General features: G+C 64.4%; 16 protein-coding genes and 1 riboswitch. Of the genes, 6 read left to right on the top strand and 10 right to left on the bottom strand.

Features of this window, described 5'->3' with window-relative positions; translation table 11 throughout:
• Positions 1-3: 3 nt before the first annotated feature.
• The 3 genes from FJ949_RS10230 to FJ949_RS10220 are packed head-to-tail and all read right to left on the bottom strand — an operon-like array spanning position 4 to position 2,685.
• On the bottom strand, positions 4-852 hold the full coding sequence (locus tag FJ949_RS10230) for an ABC transporter permease (RefSeq protein ID WP_140495613.1): 849 nt from the start codon (positions 850-852) through the stop codon (positions 4-6).
• A complete protein-coding gene (locus FJ949_RS10225; RefSeq protein ID WP_140495612.1) occupies positions 839-1,669 on the bottom strand; it encodes an ABC transporter ATP-binding protein in 831 nt (276 codons plus the stop codon). Before FJ949_RS10225 ends, FJ949_RS10230 begins: the two co-directional genes overlap by 14 nt.
• Positions 1,670-1,680: 11 nt before the next feature.
• Positions 1,681-2,685 (bottom strand): ABC transporter substrate-binding protein, encoded by a 1,005-nt coding sequence (locus FJ949_RS10220; RefSeq protein ID WP_140495611.1) that lies wholly within the window; start codon positions 2,683-2,685, stop codon positions 1,681-1,683.
• Positions 2,686-2,954: 269 nt separating this feature from the next.
• Here FJ949_RS10220 and FJ949_RS10215 point away from each other — a divergent pair, with 269 nt between their 5' ends.
• Entirely contained in the window at positions 2,955-3,338 is a 384-nt protein-coding gene (locus FJ949_RS10215) for a RidA family protein (protein ID WP_140495610.1), read from the top strand.
• Positions 3,339-3,392: 54 nt separating this feature from the next.
• On the top strand, positions 3,393-4,196 hold the full coding sequence (locus tag FJ949_RS10210) for a creatininase family protein (protein ID WP_140495609.1): 804 nt from the start codon (positions 3,393-3,395) through the stop codon (positions 4,194-4,196).
• Positions 4,197-4,199: 3 nt separating this feature from the next.
• On the opposite strand, the gene FJ949_RS10205 is transcribed toward FJ949_RS10210, so the two are convergent.
• Together FJ949_RS10205 and cobD are read right to left on the bottom strand one after the other, a co-directional pair.
• Positions 4,200-4,709 carry a tyrosine phosphatase family protein gene (locus FJ949_RS10205; protein WP_140495608.1) on the bottom strand — a complete coding sequence of 170 codons (510 nt, stop codon included), beginning with the start codon at positions 4,707-4,709 and terminating at the stop codon, positions 4,200-4,202.
• Positions 4,706-5,752 (bottom strand): threonine-phosphate decarboxylase CobD, encoded by a 1,047-nt coding sequence (gene cobD / locus FJ949_RS10200; protein ID WP_140495607.1) that lies wholly within the window; start codon positions 5,750-5,752, stop codon positions 4,706-4,708. The genes FJ949_RS10205 and cobD overlap by 4 nt, the downstream gene beginning before the upstream one ends.
• Here cobD and cbiB point away from each other — a divergent pair.
• Positions 5,751-6,719, top strand: coding sequence for an adenosylcobinamide-phosphate synthase CbiB (cbiB, locus tag FJ949_RS10195; RefSeq protein ID WP_140495606.1), 969 nt, complete (start codon positions 5,751-5,753; stop codon positions 6,717-6,719). The two genes, cobD and cbiB, sit on opposite strands and share 2 nt — an antisense overlap.
• 331 nt (positions 6,720-7,050) lie before the next feature.
• On the opposite strand, the gene cobO is transcribed toward cbiB, so the two are convergent.
• Genes cobO through FJ949_RS10175 form a run of 4 tightly spaced genes read right to left on the bottom strand, consistent with a single transcriptional unit; the run spans position 7,051 to position 9,167 of the window.
• Positions 7,051-7,665 (bottom strand): cob(I)yrinic acid a,c-diamide adenosyltransferase, encoded by a 615-nt coding sequence (cobO, locus tag FJ949_RS10190; protein WP_140495605.1) that lies wholly within the window; start codon positions 7,663-7,665, stop codon positions 7,051-7,053.
• Position 7,666: 1 nt separating this feature from the next.
• Positions 7,667-8,182 carry a bifunctional adenosylcobinamide kinase/adenosylcobinamide-phosphate guanylyltransferase gene (cobU, locus tag FJ949_RS10185; protein ID WP_140495604.1) on the bottom strand — a complete coding sequence of 172 codons (516 nt, stop codon included), beginning with the start codon at positions 8,180-8,182 and terminating at the stop codon, positions 7,667-7,669.
• The gene (locus tag FJ949_RS10180) at positions 8,175-8,972 is read right to left on the bottom strand and encodes a CbtA family protein (protein ID WP_140495603.1); all 798 of its coding nucleotides are present in this window, start codon (positions 8,970-8,972) and stop codon (positions 8,175-8,177) included. Before FJ949_RS10180 ends, cobU begins: the two co-directional genes overlap by 8 nt.
• A gap of 15 nt (positions 8,973-8,987) precedes the next feature.
• Positions 8,988-9,167, bottom strand: a complete 180-nt coding sequence (locus FJ949_RS10175) for a CbtB domain-containing protein (RefSeq protein WP_140495602.1) — start codon at positions 9,165-9,167, stop codon at positions 8,988-8,990.
• Positions 9,168-9,202: 35 nt separating this feature from the next.
• Positions 9,203-9,399: riboswitch (cobalamin riboswitch) on the bottom strand.
• A 134-nt stretch (positions 9,400-9,533) separates the two neighbouring features.
• Between FJ949_RS10175 and FJ949_RS10170 the strand changes: the two genes are divergently transcribed.
• Positions 9,534-10,703: an aromatic ring-hydroxylating dioxygenase subunit alpha gene (locus tag FJ949_RS10170; RefSeq protein WP_140495601.1), complete on the top strand. Its 1,170-nt coding sequence runs from the start codon at positions 9,534-9,536 to the stop codon at positions 10,701-10,703.
• Positions 10,704-10,706: 3 nt separating this feature from the next.
• Here FJ949_RS10170 and FJ949_RS10165 read toward each other — a convergent pair whose 3' ends face one another.
• On the bottom strand, positions 10,707-11,906 hold the full coding sequence (locus FJ949_RS10165; RefSeq protein WP_140495600.1) for an MFS transporter: 1,200 nt from the start codon (positions 11,904-11,906) through the stop codon (positions 10,707-10,709).
• 231 nt (positions 11,907-12,137) lie between these two features.
• Between FJ949_RS10165 and FJ949_RS10160 the strand changes: the two genes are divergently transcribed.
• Positions 12,138-13,142, top strand: coding sequence for a DUF1624 domain-containing protein (locus tag FJ949_RS10160; RefSeq protein ID WP_140495599.1), 1,005 nt, complete (start codon positions 12,138-12,140; stop codon positions 13,140-13,142).
• Positions 13,139-13,615: an isoprenylcysteine carboxylmethyltransferase family protein gene (locus tag FJ949_RS10155; RefSeq protein ID WP_140495598.1), complete on the top strand. Its 477-nt coding sequence runs from the start codon at positions 13,139-13,141 to the stop codon at positions 13,613-13,615. Before FJ949_RS10160 ends, FJ949_RS10155 begins: the two co-directional genes overlap by 4 nt.
• Positions 13,616-13,854 lie beyond the last annotated feature (239 nt).

Genomic DNA, 13,854 nt, shown 5'->3' with positions numbered 1-13,854 from the left:
GCGCTACCGCTCCTGCTTCAGCGCGCTCTCGTGCCAGCGCCGTAAGATGAGATGCGAAATCAGCGACAGCACGAGGAAGATCAGGATGCCGGTCAGCGAGATCAGGAACAGCGCCGCGAAGAGCCTGGGCGCGTTCAGCCGGTAGCCGGCCTCGATGATGCGCGAGGCGAGGCCTGAAGACTGGCCGGTGGCGCCGGCGACGAACTCGGCCACCACCGCGCCGATCAGTGACAGGCCGCCGGCGATCTTCAGCCCGCCGAGGAAATACGGCATCGCCGCCGGCAGCCTGAGATAGCGCAATTGCTGCCAGCGCGTTGCGCCGTTGAGCTTGAACAGGTCGCGCAGATTGCGGTCGACCGAGTTCAGGCCGAGGGTGGTGTTGGAGAGGATCGGAAAGAAGGCGACGATCCAGGCGCAGAGCAGAAGCTTGGTCGTCTGATTGTCGACATAGATGTTGATCAGCGGGAAGATGGCCACGATCGGCGTCACCTGCAGCACTATGGCGAAGGGAAAGAACGACATCTCCACCCATTTCGACTGCGCGAACAGCACCGCCAGCCCGACGCCGCCGATGACGGCAAGGAGCAGACTGAGGAAGGTGATGCGCAAGGTGACCAGCAGTGCGGAGAACAGCAGGCCGGCGTCGTTGTAGAGCGTTGCCAGCACCACACCGGGACGCGGCAGGATGTATTGCGGAATTTCATTCCACACGCAGATACGGTCCCACAGCCAGATCGCCAGGATCATGATCGCCAGCGGCAGAACCCAGCGGCCGATCCGCTCGAGCCGCTCCTGGCGCGCGCGGCGTGCTTCCTCGGGGTCGAGTTTCAATGCACCGTCAATGGCCGTCATGATGCGAGCCTGCAATTGAGTTGATGGCCTTGACCAGCACGTCGGACGTCTGCCGGCACAGCGCCGCATAATCGGGTGAGGTGCGAAAGGCCTCGTCGCGCGGATAGGCCGCATCGATGGCAAGCTCGTCGAAGATCCTGCCTGGCCGCGCCGCCATGACGACAACCCTGTTGGACAAAAACACGCTTTCAAAGACGCTATGCGTGACGAAGACGACGGTGAAGCGCTCGTCCTGCCACAACTCCAGCAGATCGTTGTTGAGCTTGAAGCGAGTGATTTCGTCGAGGGCCGCGAACGGCTCATCCATCAAAAGCACGCGCGGTTTGGTCACCAGGGCCCGTGCGATCGAGACGCGCATCTTCATGCCGCCCGACAATTCGCGCGGCACGGCGTTCTCGAAGCCGGTGAGATGAACCCTTGCCAGCATCTCGGTCACCACCGGTGCCGCCTTGGCGCGGCTGACGCCCTTCAGCCTGAGCGGCAGCCAGACATTGTCGAAGACGCTGGCCCAGGGCAGCAATGTCGGCTCCTGGAACACGAAGCCGATGTTCGAGCGGTCGAGCGAACCGCCCGCACGCCAGTCGAGCATGCCGGAGGTCGGCGTTGACAGGCCAGCGATCAGCCGCAGCGCCGTCGACTTGCCGCAGCCGGACGGCCCGAGCAGGCTGAGGAAATCCCCTTCCCGGATCGTCAGGTCGACGTCGGCGAGCGCCGTCACGCCATTGGAAAAGACCTTGCCGACGCCCCGCAGCGCCAACAATGCCGGAGCCGTGTCGGACCCGTTCGCCGGCGCCTGCGCTACCTGTTCCCGCATCATGCTGGGACGGCCTATTTCTTCAGCTCGAGCCCGACGCCCTTGTTGACGAAGGCCAGCGTGTAGGCTTTCGTGATGTCGATGCCGGCGGGCGTGACCTTGGCCTTGACCATCTTGTCGTAAAAACTCTTGATCCGCGCCTCGTTCATGGCGCCGATGCCGAGCTTCTCGGTGTCGCCGGAATCGGCAAGGCCGAACTTCTTCATCTGCTCGATCGAGAAAGCGATCTGCTCATCCGTCATGTCAGGATTGTCTTTCTTGATCATGTCGTTGGCGGCCTTGTTGTCGCCGTAGAGATATTTGTACCAGCCCTTGGCCGAGCCATCGACGAAGCACTGGACCACCTCCGGCTTCTTGTCGATGGTGTCCTGCATCACCTCGATCGTCGTCGAATAGGTGTCCCAGCCATAGTCGGCGAGCAGGAACTGGTTGGGCACGAAGCCGCCTTCCTTTTTGACCGCGAACGGCTCGGACGTGACATAGCCTTGCTGGATCGACTTCTTGTTGGCGAGGAAGGGAGCAGTGTTGTAGGTGTAGGGCACGCGCTTGGCCGCGTCGAAGCCGAGCTCGATGATCATCCACTGGAAGAAGGTCTGCGCGCCCTCGTCACCCAGAATGTACTGCTCGGCGTTCTTCAGGTCCTCCCATTTGTCCAGCCCCTCGCCGGGATGGGACATGATGACCTGCGGATCCTTCTGGAAGTCCGCCGCCACCACGCGCATCGGAATGCCTTGCTGGACGGCGTCGAAGGCCGACAGCAGGTTGCCGCCCATGTAGAAATCGATCTTGCCGGCCAGGAGCATCGGCCGGCCGCTGACCTGCGGGCCACCCTGCATGATGGTGACGTCGAGGCCGCAGGCGGCATAGGTGCCGTCGGCCACGGCCTGGTAGTAGCCGCCATGTTCCGGCTCGGCCAGCCAGTTGGTGCCGAAGGTGACTTTTTCATTTGCCGCGGCACCAAGCGTGCTCGCTGCAAGCACGGCCACCGCCGCTACCGACATCTTCAGTTTTCCGTACATCGACACCACCACCCTTTGTTTGCTCCGGCGCGCCACGCGCCAGGCTCGACACCAGAGATTCAAGAAGCAAGACACATGCCACCGGCGTCTCGCGCCGGGACCCGCCCGCCTGCACCACAGCCATCTGCGAACGCCGGAAAGGTCGTGCTGCACCGGAGGCATCGTGCCTATTTTTTAAACGCCTGTCCACAATCGCACCGGCGACATGCACCGCCATCTTGAAGCTGTGATGAATCCAGTCTTAGGCTGGCGGTATCCAGGAGATTGCCATGTTCAAGTTCCTCACCCCGAAGTCGATCAAGCCGCCTTTTGCCCGCTACAGTCACGGCGTCGAAGTGCCCCCGGGCAAGCGGCTGGTGTTGTGTTCAGGCCAGGTCGCGATCACGGCGGACGACCAGATCCCCGAAGACGCCGGCGCCCAGGCCGAGCTTTGCTTCAAGAACATCGCCGCGATCCTCGGCGAGGCGGGGCTGGGGCTCGGCGATATCGTTCGCATCAACGCCTATGTCACCGACCGCGCGCATCTGAGACCCTATATGGATGTTCGCGACCGGCTTTTTTCGAACCCCGCGCCGGCCTCGACCCTGATGATCGTCAGCGGATTTGCCCGGCCTGAATTCAAGGTCGAGGTCGAGGCCATCGCGGCCGGGTGATCGACACGCCGTGTATCTCGCGCTAGGTCTCACCGTTCATCGAAGAGGCATGACATGACCGTAGCAAAAAGACGTGTGTGGTGGGGTGACTATCGGACCACCGAATATGCCTCGATCGATCCCGAAGCGACGATCGCCGTACTGCCGGTGGCGGCGATCGAGCAGCATGGACCGCATCTGCCTGTCTCGACCGACACCTCGATCATGAACGGCATGCTCGACACGGTGATCGCCCGCCTGCCCGACGATCTCGACATCCGCATCCTTCCGGTCCAGGCGGTGGGCAAATCGAACGAGCATCTTCACGCGCCGGGCACGCTTACTTTGCCGGCAACGACGCTGGCGGACGCCTGGACCGAGCTTGGCGTGTCGATTGCGCGGGCAGGCGTGCGCAAGCTGGTCGTCGTCAACTCGCATGGCGGCAACGAGGAGATCATGGGCATCGTCACGCGCGAATTGCGGGTGCGCGAAAAGATGCTGGCGGTGAAGACCAGTTGGCAACGCTTCGGCCGCCCGGCCGGCATGTACACCGAACTCGAGGACCGCCACGGCATCCATGGCGGCGACGTCGAGACCTCGCTGATGCTGCATTTCCGGCCGGATCTCGTCGACATGGCCAGGGCCGACAATTTCGTGTCCAATGTCGCCAAGGCCGAGAAGGAATTCGCGCTGCTGCGGCACACCGGCACCCACGCCTTCGCCTGGATCGCCAGCGATCTCAACCCGAACGGCGTGGTCGGCGACGCCAGCATTGCCACGGCTGAAAAAGGTCGGCTGACAGCGGAACATCAGGCTGATGGTTTCGTCAGCCTGCTTAGGGACGTACGCAAGGCGAAGCTCGCCGATTGGCTGAAGTAGCCTCTAGCCGTCGATCCTCAGTTCGAACGGGTTGCCTTCAAAGGCATCGGCGCCGCGCCCGATCGCTTCGATTGCCGCGATCATGCGGCCGCCTCGACCAAGCAGCGCGTCGGCCACCGCGATCAGCCGCGGATTGGGCGTCGCCGAAGGCGACAACCTCCGCAACGTCCGGGCCAGCTCGGCCTCGTCGCGTTTCGGCGCCAGCGCGGCAGCGATGATATAGGCGGAGGCTGTCGAGCGGCTGATGCCGGCATAACAGTGAACGACCATCGGCCTTGCGCGGTCCCAGCGGCGCGCGAAATCGAGCAGATTGCGCACATGCTCCTCGCCCGGCATGGTCATGCCATCCTGCGCCGCCGCGATGTCGTGCATGACCAGGTGCAGATGGTTTTCCCTCATGATCGAGGCCGGGCGGAGCACATCGGTGCCGGCGGCCAACAGCGACAGCAGCCGCTCGGCGCCGGTCCTCGCCACCGTTTCCTCGACCTTTGCCAGCGAGCAGACATGGATCATGGTTTGATACCTTCCGCTCGATCCTCGCGCCGGGCCGCCCATTCGGCAAGGGCGGATTCAAGCCGCAGCCACTCCTCCCCGTTCCCCGGCAGGCCGGCCCGCAGGACATGCGGGCGGTCGGTGAAATGGCGAAGCAGGATGCCGCGTTCCCCAAGCACAGAAAACAAGCCGGCGGCATCCGACAGCCTGAGATAGCGGAACAATGTGGTGCCGCCCGCGGCAGGCACGCCGAAACGACCGAACAGCCCGTCGAGCCGAGCCGATACCTCCGCCAGCGACGCGCGCATCGCGTCCTGCCAGCCGATATCGGCAAGTGCGCGAATGCCATATTCCAGCGCCGGGCCGGCGACGGCCCAAGGTCCGAATTGCGTTTCCAGCCGTTGGGCCGTCGGCGCATCGGCAAGCGCGAATCCAAGCCGCAGGCCGGCCAGCCCAAAAAACTTGCCGAAAGAACGCAGCACGACGATGCCGCCCTGGCCGACATCGCCGGCAAGGCTGTGTTCGCGCGGGCCGACATCCATGAACGCCTCGTCGACGACCAGCAGCCCGCCCTTGGCGCGCAAACCGGCGGCCAGCGCCAGCAGCCGGTCGCGCTCGACGATGCGCCCATCCGGGTTGTTCGGGTTGACCACGACGGCAAGGTCGGCATCCGCCAGATCAGCGAAATCGCTGACTTCGATCACCTCGTGCCCCGCGATCGCCGCCGCGCGGGCATGTTCGGCATAGGTCGGCCCCAGTACGAGCGCCTTGCCCGGCGCGACCAGCGATGCCACGCGCGGCAGCAGGATCTGCGTACCGGGCGCAGCGACGACATTGGCTGGCGAGGGCGCACCATAGCTACTGGCCGCGATCGCCGTCAGCTCACGCGCCCGCCCCGCTTCCGGCAATCGCGACAGCGAGGTGGCGGGCAGCTCGAAAAGCGGGTAGGAGTGCGGATTGATTCCGGTCGAGAGGTCGACGAAAGGCTGGGGGGCGTTGGGGAAAAGCGCCCTTGCCCGACCGAGACTTCCACCATGGTCCACCGCTCCTTCAAGAAGCTTCATGTCAGTCCTGATCGCTTTCCTGTCATTGGCCATCGAATCCGCGCTGGGCTACCCCGACTGGCTGTTTCGCGCCATCGGCCATCCCGTGACGTGGTTTGGCAGGCTGATATCCTTTCTCGATCGCAGGCTCAACCGCGCCACTGATCCCGACGCACTGCGTCGCCAACGTGGTGTCCAGGCGCTTCTGGTCATCGTGCTGGTGCCGGCGCTAATTGGCCTGTGCGTGCAGATCCTGCTCTGGTTCATTCCCCTGGGACTGTTCATCACCGCCCTTCTGGCAACATCGTTCCTGTCGCAGCGGAGCCTTTATGAGCATGTCGAGGCCGTCGCCGATGCGCTCGACTCGGGCGGCCTCGACATGGGCCGCGCCGCCGTCTCGCGCATCGTCGGCCGCGATCCCGAAACCCTCGACAGGGCCGGCGTCTGCCGCGCGGCGATCGAGAGCCTGGCCGAGAATTTTTCCGACGGCATCGTTGCCCCCGCCTTCTGGACGGGCGTCGGCGGCCTCGCCGGCGGCGCCGCCTACAAGGCCGCCAACACCGCCGATTCGATGATCGGCCATCGCACGCCGCGCCACGAAACTTTCGGCAGGGCAGCCGCACGCTTCGACGATTGGATCAACCTGCCGGCGTCGAGGCTGACGGCGTTGCTCATCACGTTGGCGGCTTTCCTGGTGAAAGGCGCCGACGCGAAAGCCGCATGGCAGGCGGTGCGGCGCGACGCGAAAAAACACCGCTCGCCCAATGCCGGCTGGCCGGAGGCGGCGATGGCGGGCGGGCTCGGCCTGGCCCTCGCCGGGCCGCGCAGCTATGGCGGCGTAACGGTCGACGACGCGTTCATGGGCGAAGGCGGCCGGCGCGAAGCCGACAGCATCGACATAAGGCGGGCGCTGAAACTCTACCGCGTCGCCGATTATTTGCTGATTGCCCTGTTCGGCGTGGTTTCGGCGATCGTCATTCTGGCATGATCTCACCCCCCGTGAGTTCTCTCCCGAAGGGGAGGAAGGGAGCCGGGCTGCAACAGGTTCGCGCCTTTCCTCTCCCCCGTCGATCGGGGGAGAGGTGGCTCGGCGAAGCCGAGACGGAGTGGGGGTCGACGAGCTCGGCAGTCGCGTTTCTCGCACCCGCCGGGTTGCGCCTGCCTGTCTGCGGACCGCGCGTTCGATCACCGCCTTTCCCCAATCCGTCGCTGCTTCGCAGCGCCACCTTTCCCCCCTCCGGAGGGAAAGGAAGTGAGCCCTGCTGGAAGCGTTTGGCGACCAGACTTGAATGCTCATCCACAAAAGGGGACAACAGCTCTCAAAACTCCACCCCCTGCTGCGCCTTCACGCCCGCCGCGAAATGGTGTTTGGTCAGCCCCATCTCGGTCACCAGGTCGGCCGCCTCGACCAGCGCCGGCTTGGCGTTGCGACCGGTGACGACGACATGCAGGCCCTCGCGGCGCGCTTTCAGCGCGGCAACCACCTTGTCCAGATCGAGATACTCGTAACGCAGCGCGATGTTGAGTTCGTCGAGCACGACGAGACTGATCGACGGATCGGCCATCAGCTCCAGCGCCTTGGCCCAGGCGGCCTCGGCCGCCGCGATGTCGCGCTTCAGATCCTGTGTCTCCCAGGTGAACCCCTCGCCCATCGCGTGCCAGACGACGCGGTCGCCGAAGGCGGCGAAGGCCTCCTTCTCACCCGTATGCCATTTGCCCTTGATGAACTGGACGACGCCGACGCGCTTGCCGTAGCCGAGCATCCGCAGCGCCAGGCCAAAGGCAGCCGTGGTCTTGCCTTTGCCCGGGCCGGTGTTGACGATCAGCAGCCCCTTTTCGACCGTCTTGCTCGCCACCTCGGCGTCTTGGACCGCCTTGCGCTTGGCCATCTTGGCGCGGTGGCGCTCTTCGTCCTTTTCGTCGATGTCGGTCATGTCACTTCACCTTGAGCGGCAGCCCCGCCACCATCAAAAGCACGGTCTCGGCAATCGCCGCGACCTGCTGGTTGAGCCGGCCGGCGGCGTCGCGGAACCGGCGCCCCAGCGCATTGTCCGGCACGATGCCTTGCCCGACCTCGTTGGATACAACAAACCAGGGTCCGCGCGGCCGCGACAGCATGTCAGCCAGCCGCCGGCATACGCCCTCTACATCATGTTCGGCCAGCATGTGGTTGGTCAGCCACAGCGTCAGGCAGTCGACAAGCACCGGCTGGTCCTCCGGTAGGGTCTCGAGTGCACCGACAAGGTCTAGCGGTGCATCGATGGTCGTCCAGCCCTCGCCGCGCCGCGACCGGTGCAACGCGATGCGCTGCCGCATCTCGTCGTCATAAGGTTGCGCCGTGGCGATGTAGGCCCATGGCGAAGGCAAGGCGGTCATCAGCGTTTCGGCGTGCGCGCTCTTGCCGGAGCGCGCACCGCCGATGATGAAGGTCAGTCTTCCGCGATCAGGCAAAGCTGTCGCGCAGGCCCGTCGCGCTGCCGGTGAAGCGTCCACGCACCACGCCGACGACAGCGCCCAGCACGAGCCAGAACACCAGGTTCGTCACTGTCACCGCCACCACGAACTGATGGTGCAGGCCTTCCGGGATCGGCGTCTCGAAACTGTCGGGCTGCGGCGCGCCGACGATATGCGGCGCGACGATCAACACCACACCCAGAATCGCCAGCGGCAGTGATTTGCGGAAGGCGATCAGGGCAAGGCCGATCGCCGTCGCCGCCACCGTCGCCGTCCACCAGATCTGGCGTGGCAGAAGCTCGGCGGCAGGCATGGCCGGCAGTTCCGGCGGCAGGCCGAGGCCCGGCGCCAGCGTGAACACGGCAAAGCCGGCCAGTCCCCAGAACACGCCCTGGCGCCAGTTGCCGATGCCGCCGGCGAATTCCGAAACCGCGACCAGGACCAGCGCGAAGCCGATGCCGGTGACGATGTTGGCAAGCACGCTGAAAGCGAAACGCTCGAAGCCGTCGGCCGGCGCCCAGCCTTCCTCTTCAGCCGGAACAGCTTCAGCGGCTGCCGGCGCGGCGGAACTCATGGCATTGCCCGCCGGGGCGGCAGAGTTCATGGCGTTGTTGTCGGTCGGGGCCGGTGCGGTATGGTCGTGGTGGTGGCCGCCGCCGGCCTGTTCGTAGACTTCCGCCTTCAGGATCAACGGCACGGTGGCATAGGCCTGCATGCAGGCGAGAACGACACCGGCCACGAGCCCTGCGATCGCCGCGATGAACACGACGTTGCGAAACAGGTTCATGATGTCAAATCCCTATCAGTGGCAGGGAAACGCCATCGAGTGGCGATAGTCGTGCGCGGCATTGTGGACCGCGTCGATATGCGAGAAACCGACAAAGCCTACGACGAAAACGCCGAGCAGCGCCGCGAGCGCGAGCTGCAGGAGGCGCGACTGCGAGGAGATGGAGGCGCCGAGGGAGACGGAAGCGGTATTCATGTCTTGTCCTTTCACCCTCCACCCGAGGGCATCGAAGTCAGTTTCCTGTCGCCGGCAGGTCTCCTGGCTCGCGGATCAGCGCCCTTCCCCACCTTCCCGAAGAAAATCTTCAGTGGCATATGGAGAGGACTACCGCACACAGTTGCGGGGGCAGCCACGGCATTGGGCAACAAATCTGCCCGCACCGCATTCCCTCTTGGCTCCAATCGGAACCGACGACGAAGGTGACTATAGGGAAAATCGCCGCATCCGGCAAACCAAATTCCGACGGCGACAAGCGCTTTAGCGCCGTCCGGCCGCTTGCTCCGCTGCAATTGACAATTTCCGTGGCCGGGTGTCGGCTGCCATCCTCACAGGAGGCCAGCCATGCAGCCCGTCCGGAGCCAGCACGCCCCCTATAACGGCCTCACCCGGGCCGAGCCGACATTGCCGTCCTCGGCCTATTGGGATGCGGCGGCCTACCAGCGCGACCTCGACGCCATCTGGTACAGGAACTGGCTGCTCGTCTGCCGTGAAGCTGATCTCGCCCAACCGCTGGCTTTCCGCACCTTCCGTGTCGGCACCCAGGAGATCGTCGTGCTGCGTGACGATACCGGCGAACTGCGCGCCTTCCACAACACCTGCCGGCATCGCGGCTCGCAGCTTTGCCAGGAACGCGAGGGGCGGCTGAAGGCGCGGCTGATCACCTGCCCCTACCACGCATGGTCCTATTCGCTGCGCGGCGATCTCGTGCGCGTGCCATCGAAAACGCTGCCCGAAGGTTTCGACAAGGCGGACCATCCGCTCTATCGCGTCGCGCTGTCGGTCTGGCGCGGCTTCGTCTTCGTCAATCTCGCGGAAGATGCCGCCGGCTCGGCGCACTCATCCTTCGACCCGGCCTCCGGCGATCTCGGCAACTGGCCGCTGGAATCGCTGGTATCGGGCCATGTGCTGCGCAAGGTGATGAACTGCAACTGGAAGATCTTCTGGGAAAACTTCAACGAATGCCTGCATTGCCCCGGCGTCCACAAGGACCTGTCGCGGCTGGTGCCGATCTACGGCCGCGGCCTGATGGGCCGGCATGACGACCCCGAATGGACCCGCCATGCCGACAATGACGCGCCGGAATTTTCCGGCGGGCTGCGGGCGGGTGCCGAAACATGGTCACGTGACGGCCAGGCGCATGGGCCGGTCTTTTCGGGCCTGACGCCGGCCGAGCACGCCGCCGGCCAGACCTACGCCACCAGCCTGCCCTCGATGTTCATCGTCGGCCACGTCGACTATGTCAGGTCCGTACGGCTGGTGCCGCTTGGCCCCGAGCAGACCGAATTGACCGCCGAATGGCTGTTCGCGCCCGACGCGCTCGCCGCCACCGACATCGACAACATCGTCGGATTCGGCACCCAGGTGCTGGAGGAGGATGCCGCGATCTGCGAGGTCAACCAGAAAGGGCTGCGCTCCATGCGCCATAAGGCCGGCGTGCTGATGCCGGAGGAGTACGACCTCCACCGCTTCCACGATTGGGTACGCGAACGACATGCTGCGCTTGTGCCGTAAGCTTCACAGCGACTTCGGCAGATACCGCCAGGTGACATAACCGCAGACCGCCGCAAGCAGGCCGAGCGTGACGAAAACCGAGCCCAGTCCGAAAAAGGCCAGCACCACCGAGTAGACCAGCGGCGGCGTCAGTTCGGAAAAGTCGAGATAAGTGCGGTAGACCGCAGCCATCTGCGCCCGCTCATAAGAGCGGACCGAGCGCATGAAGGCGGTCGAGCCCAGCGCGTCGAGCGCGATGGTGAAGAAGGCGCCGCACAGCAGGAAGGCGCCGGTGACGAGCGGCGCGCTTTCGCCGACGGCACCCGCCGCCAGCAGCACCACCGACATGGCGAAATAGGCAAAAGTCATGGTCCTGCGGCCGCCGAAGCGCTTGCCGGCCTTGCCCCAGAAAATCGCCATGAACAAAAGCGCGTTGCCTGCCGAAACCAGAATGCCGCCGGCAAGTTCGCCCTCACCGGTGATGACCATGAACAGCGGGCCATAGACGAAAAATGTCGTCCAGAAGCAGGAGCGGCCGAAGGCGATCAGCCAGGCCAGCCTCAGCCTCGGCTGCGCGACGAAGCGGCCGATATTGGCTAGCGGGTTGACCGGGCGCGTCTTGCCCGGCCGGATCGAGGGATTGTCGCCGAGCCGGTAGGTCCAGAACAACGCCAGCAGGGCCAAGGCGAATACGGCGACCGCGCCATGCGCGGCATAGATGCCGAAGCGTGTGTAGAGAAAGATGCCGAGCGTCGGCCCACCCGTCCAGGCAAACATCGACCACGCCATGCGCAGCGATTCGGCCTGCATGAAATCGGTCTTGCGGATGTGGTCCATGATGTAGAGGTTGAGCGTGATCGACAGCGCACTGGCGCCCATGACACGGCACAGCATGCCGGCCAATTGCCCTGCGAGCGTATGCGTGACGAAGAACAGCGAGCCGATCGCCAGCAGGCAGGCGCCCGCCGTGTAGACCCAGCGCCGCGCGAAGCGCTGGATCAGCATCGGCATGAACAGGGTCACCGACAGGCCGAGCATCGCCACTATGGTGTAGAGGATCGAGACGATCTGCTCGTTGTGGAGGATCTCGTAGGCCTGGATCGGGATGACGCTCGACACCGTGGCGCGAGCGAAGGATTCGACCGCGTAGAGCGAGGCGAAGGTGCGGGCATCCGCGGCCTTGAGGGCCGGTAGCCAGATCGGATGGCGCACATGCGTGGACATTGCTTCCCCAAAGCAGAATCACCAGCCAAATCTGCGGCCATCATTTCGCGACCGGTAACAGGAAACCGACGTGCCCCGGTTAAAACGAAGCCGGTCAAAGGCTTTCCGGTGCTGGCCTAAAGGGGTGCCTGATGCAGCGCCGGCTGATCGTCCGTATCGAAGCTCACGGCCTTCTTTTGTCCGGCGTAACCGTGATAGTCCTCGTGCGGGGCTGAATCAGATCGCGAGACCATGAGCATCCAGACGCCGACCATGCCCACAGCGGAGTTGCCGAAGACCAAGCGAATCGTCGCCATCGACATGCTGCGCGGCATCGCGCTGGTCGCCATGGCGAGCTACCATTTCACTTGGGACCTGGAATTCTTCGGCTACACCGATCCCGGCCTGACCGCCTTCGGCTGGTGGAAGTTCTATGCTCGCTGCATCGCCTCGACCTTCCTGTTCCTGGTCGGCGTCAGCCTGTATCTCGCCCATGGCAAAGAGATCCGCTGGAACGGCTTCTGGAGACGCTTCGCCATGGTCGTCGGAGCGGCGATCGCCATTTCGGTCGCCACCCGTATCGCCACGCCGGACGGGTGGATCTTCTTCGGCATCCTGCACCAGATCGCGCTGGCGAGCCTGCTCGGGCTGGCATTCCTGCGCCTGCCGGCGCTGCTCACACTGCCGATCGCCGCGGCGGTCATCGCCATTCCCTTCTATTTTCGGCTGGAATCGTTCGATCACCCCTGGCTGTGGTGGGTCGGCCTTTCCGCGGTCAACCCACACTCCAACGACTATGTCCCGCTGTTCCCGTGGTTCGGTGCGGTGCTTGTGGGCCTCGGAGCGACCAAGCTTGCCTCCGGCTTCGGCGCCTTGGCGCGCCTGGCGGATGTGGCACCCGGGCGCTGGTCCAACCCGCTGGGCTTCATCGGCCGGCACAGCCTGGCCTTCTACCTGATTCACCAGCCGCTGCTGATCGGCAGTGTCTGGTTGTTCTCGCAAGTAATGCCGGCCAAGGTCGAAACCCCGCAGGTGAACTTTCTCAAGACCTGCCAGATCTCGTGCGAGCAGCAGCGCGACAGCAAGTTCTGTTCGAGCTATTGTGGGTGCATGCTGGACACGCTGGAGGGCGAGGCAACGCTTGATCGGCTCTACAAGAACGACCAGACCGCCGAATGGAGAGCGCATCTGGCGGATCTCGCCGGCACCTGCACGGCCCAGACCGACAGCAAGATGACGGAGGAAGGTGTCGAATGACCGAGACCCTGCCCAAACCTGGGCTAATACCATGGCCGCCGCTGATCTATATCGCCGCCATCGCCATCAGCATCGCGCTCGGCTTGCTTTTTCCCCTGCCCTGGATCGGCGACCTCCTGGGCGACCTCCTCTACGCGGCCGGCTGGGTGGCGCTGTTCGGCGTCGCCGCACTCTGGTTCACCGCCATCCGCACCATGACGCGGGCCAAGACCACGCTCAACCCCAACGCCGTGCCGGACCATTTGGTCACCACGGGTCCTTTCGGCATCACCCGCAATCCGATGTACCTCGCCAACACGCTGCTGTTGATCGGCGTTGCCTTCATCTCCGGGATGGTCTGGTTCCTGCCGCTCGCCTTCGTCGCCGCCTTCGTCACGCAGAAGGTCGCGGTGGAAAAGGAAGAAAAGATGCTGTCGGCAAAGTTCGGCAAAAAATACCGCGACTATGCCAAAAGAGTGCGGCGCTGGATTTGAGCATCTGAACGCCGGCTGCCAGAGCCATATCGGGAAGATAACGGTTTCCGATTTGTGGCGGAGACCAACAATTTGTCGATGTCGGCGCCGCCCCTCACCTGCCTGCCGGCATCCTCTCCCCGTATAGTGACGGGGAGAGGGGCGCTGTCATCAGCGGTTTCGCCAGCCACCAGCGTTGCAGGAAAGAGACCGAGATCACGGTCAGCCCCCTTCTCCCCGTCACTATACGGGGAGAAGTG

The sequence above is a fragment of the Mesorhizobium sp. B2-4-1 genome (assembly GCF_006442185.1).
In the GTDB taxonomy this organism is placed as follows: Bacteria; Pseudomonadota; Alphaproteobacteria; order Rhizobiales; family Rhizobiaceae; genus Mesorhizobium.
The sequence above is the reverse complement of the archived record's forward strand: the minus strand, read 5'-3'. Positions and strand labels throughout refer to the sequence as shown.

Coding starts and splice junctions, on each gene's coding strand:
- FJ949_RS10155 (WP_140495598.1), top strand. CDS start 13,139: ATGACCGAGACCCTGCCCAAACCTGGGCTAATACCATGGCCGCCGCTG.
- FJ949_RS10225 (WP_140495612.1), bottom strand. CDS start 1,669: ATGATGCGGGAACAGGTAGCGCAGGCGCCGGCGAACGGGTCCGACACG.
- FJ949_RS10220 (WP_140495611.1), bottom strand. CDS start 2,685: ATGTACGGAAAACTGAAGATGTCGGTAGCGGCGGTGGCCGTGCTTGCA.
- FJ949_RS10175 (WP_140495602.1), bottom strand. CDS start 9,167: ATGAATACCGCTTCCGTCTCCCTCGGCGCCTCCATCTCCTCGCAGTCG.
- FJ949_RS10205 (WP_140495608.1), bottom strand. CDS start 4,709: ATGATCCATGTCTGCTCGCTGGCAAAGGTCGAGGAAACGGTGGCGAGG.
- cbiB (WP_140495606.1), top strand. CDS start 5,751: ATGTCAGTCCTGATCGCTTTCCTGTCATTGGCCATCGAATCCGCGCTG.
- FJ949_RS10215 (WP_140495610.1), top strand. CDS start 2,955: ATGTTCAAGTTCCTCACCCCGAAGTCGATCAAGCCGCCTTTTGCCCGC.
- cobO (WP_140495605.1), bottom strand. CDS start 7,665: ATGACCGACATCGACGAAAAGGACGAAGAGCGCCACCGCGCCAAGATG.
- FJ949_RS10210 (WP_140495609.1), top strand. CDS start 3,393: ATGACCGTAGCAAAAAGACGTGTGTGGTGGGGTGACTATCGGACCACC.
- FJ949_RS10180 (WP_140495603.1), bottom strand. CDS start 8,972: ATGAACCTGTTTCGCAACGTCGTGTTCATCGCGGCGATCGCAGGGCTC.
- FJ949_RS10230 (WP_140495613.1), bottom strand. CDS start 852: ATGACGGCCATTGACGGTGCATTGAAACTCGACCCCGAGGAAGCACGC.
- FJ949_RS10170 (WP_140495601.1), top strand. CDS start 9,534: ATGCAGCCCGTCCGGAGCCAGCACGCCCCCTATAACGGCCTCACCCGG.
- cobD (WP_140495607.1), bottom strand. CDS start 5,752: ATGAAGCTTCTTGAAGGAGCGGTGGACCATGGTGGAAGTCTCGGTCGG.
- FJ949_RS10165 (WP_140495600.1), bottom strand. CDS start 11,906: ATGTCCACGCATGTGCGCCATCCGATCTGGCTACCGGCCCTCAAGGCC.
- FJ949_RS10160 (WP_140495599.1), top strand. CDS start 12,138: ATGAGCATCCAGACGCCGACCATGCCCACAGCGGAGTTGCCGAAGACC.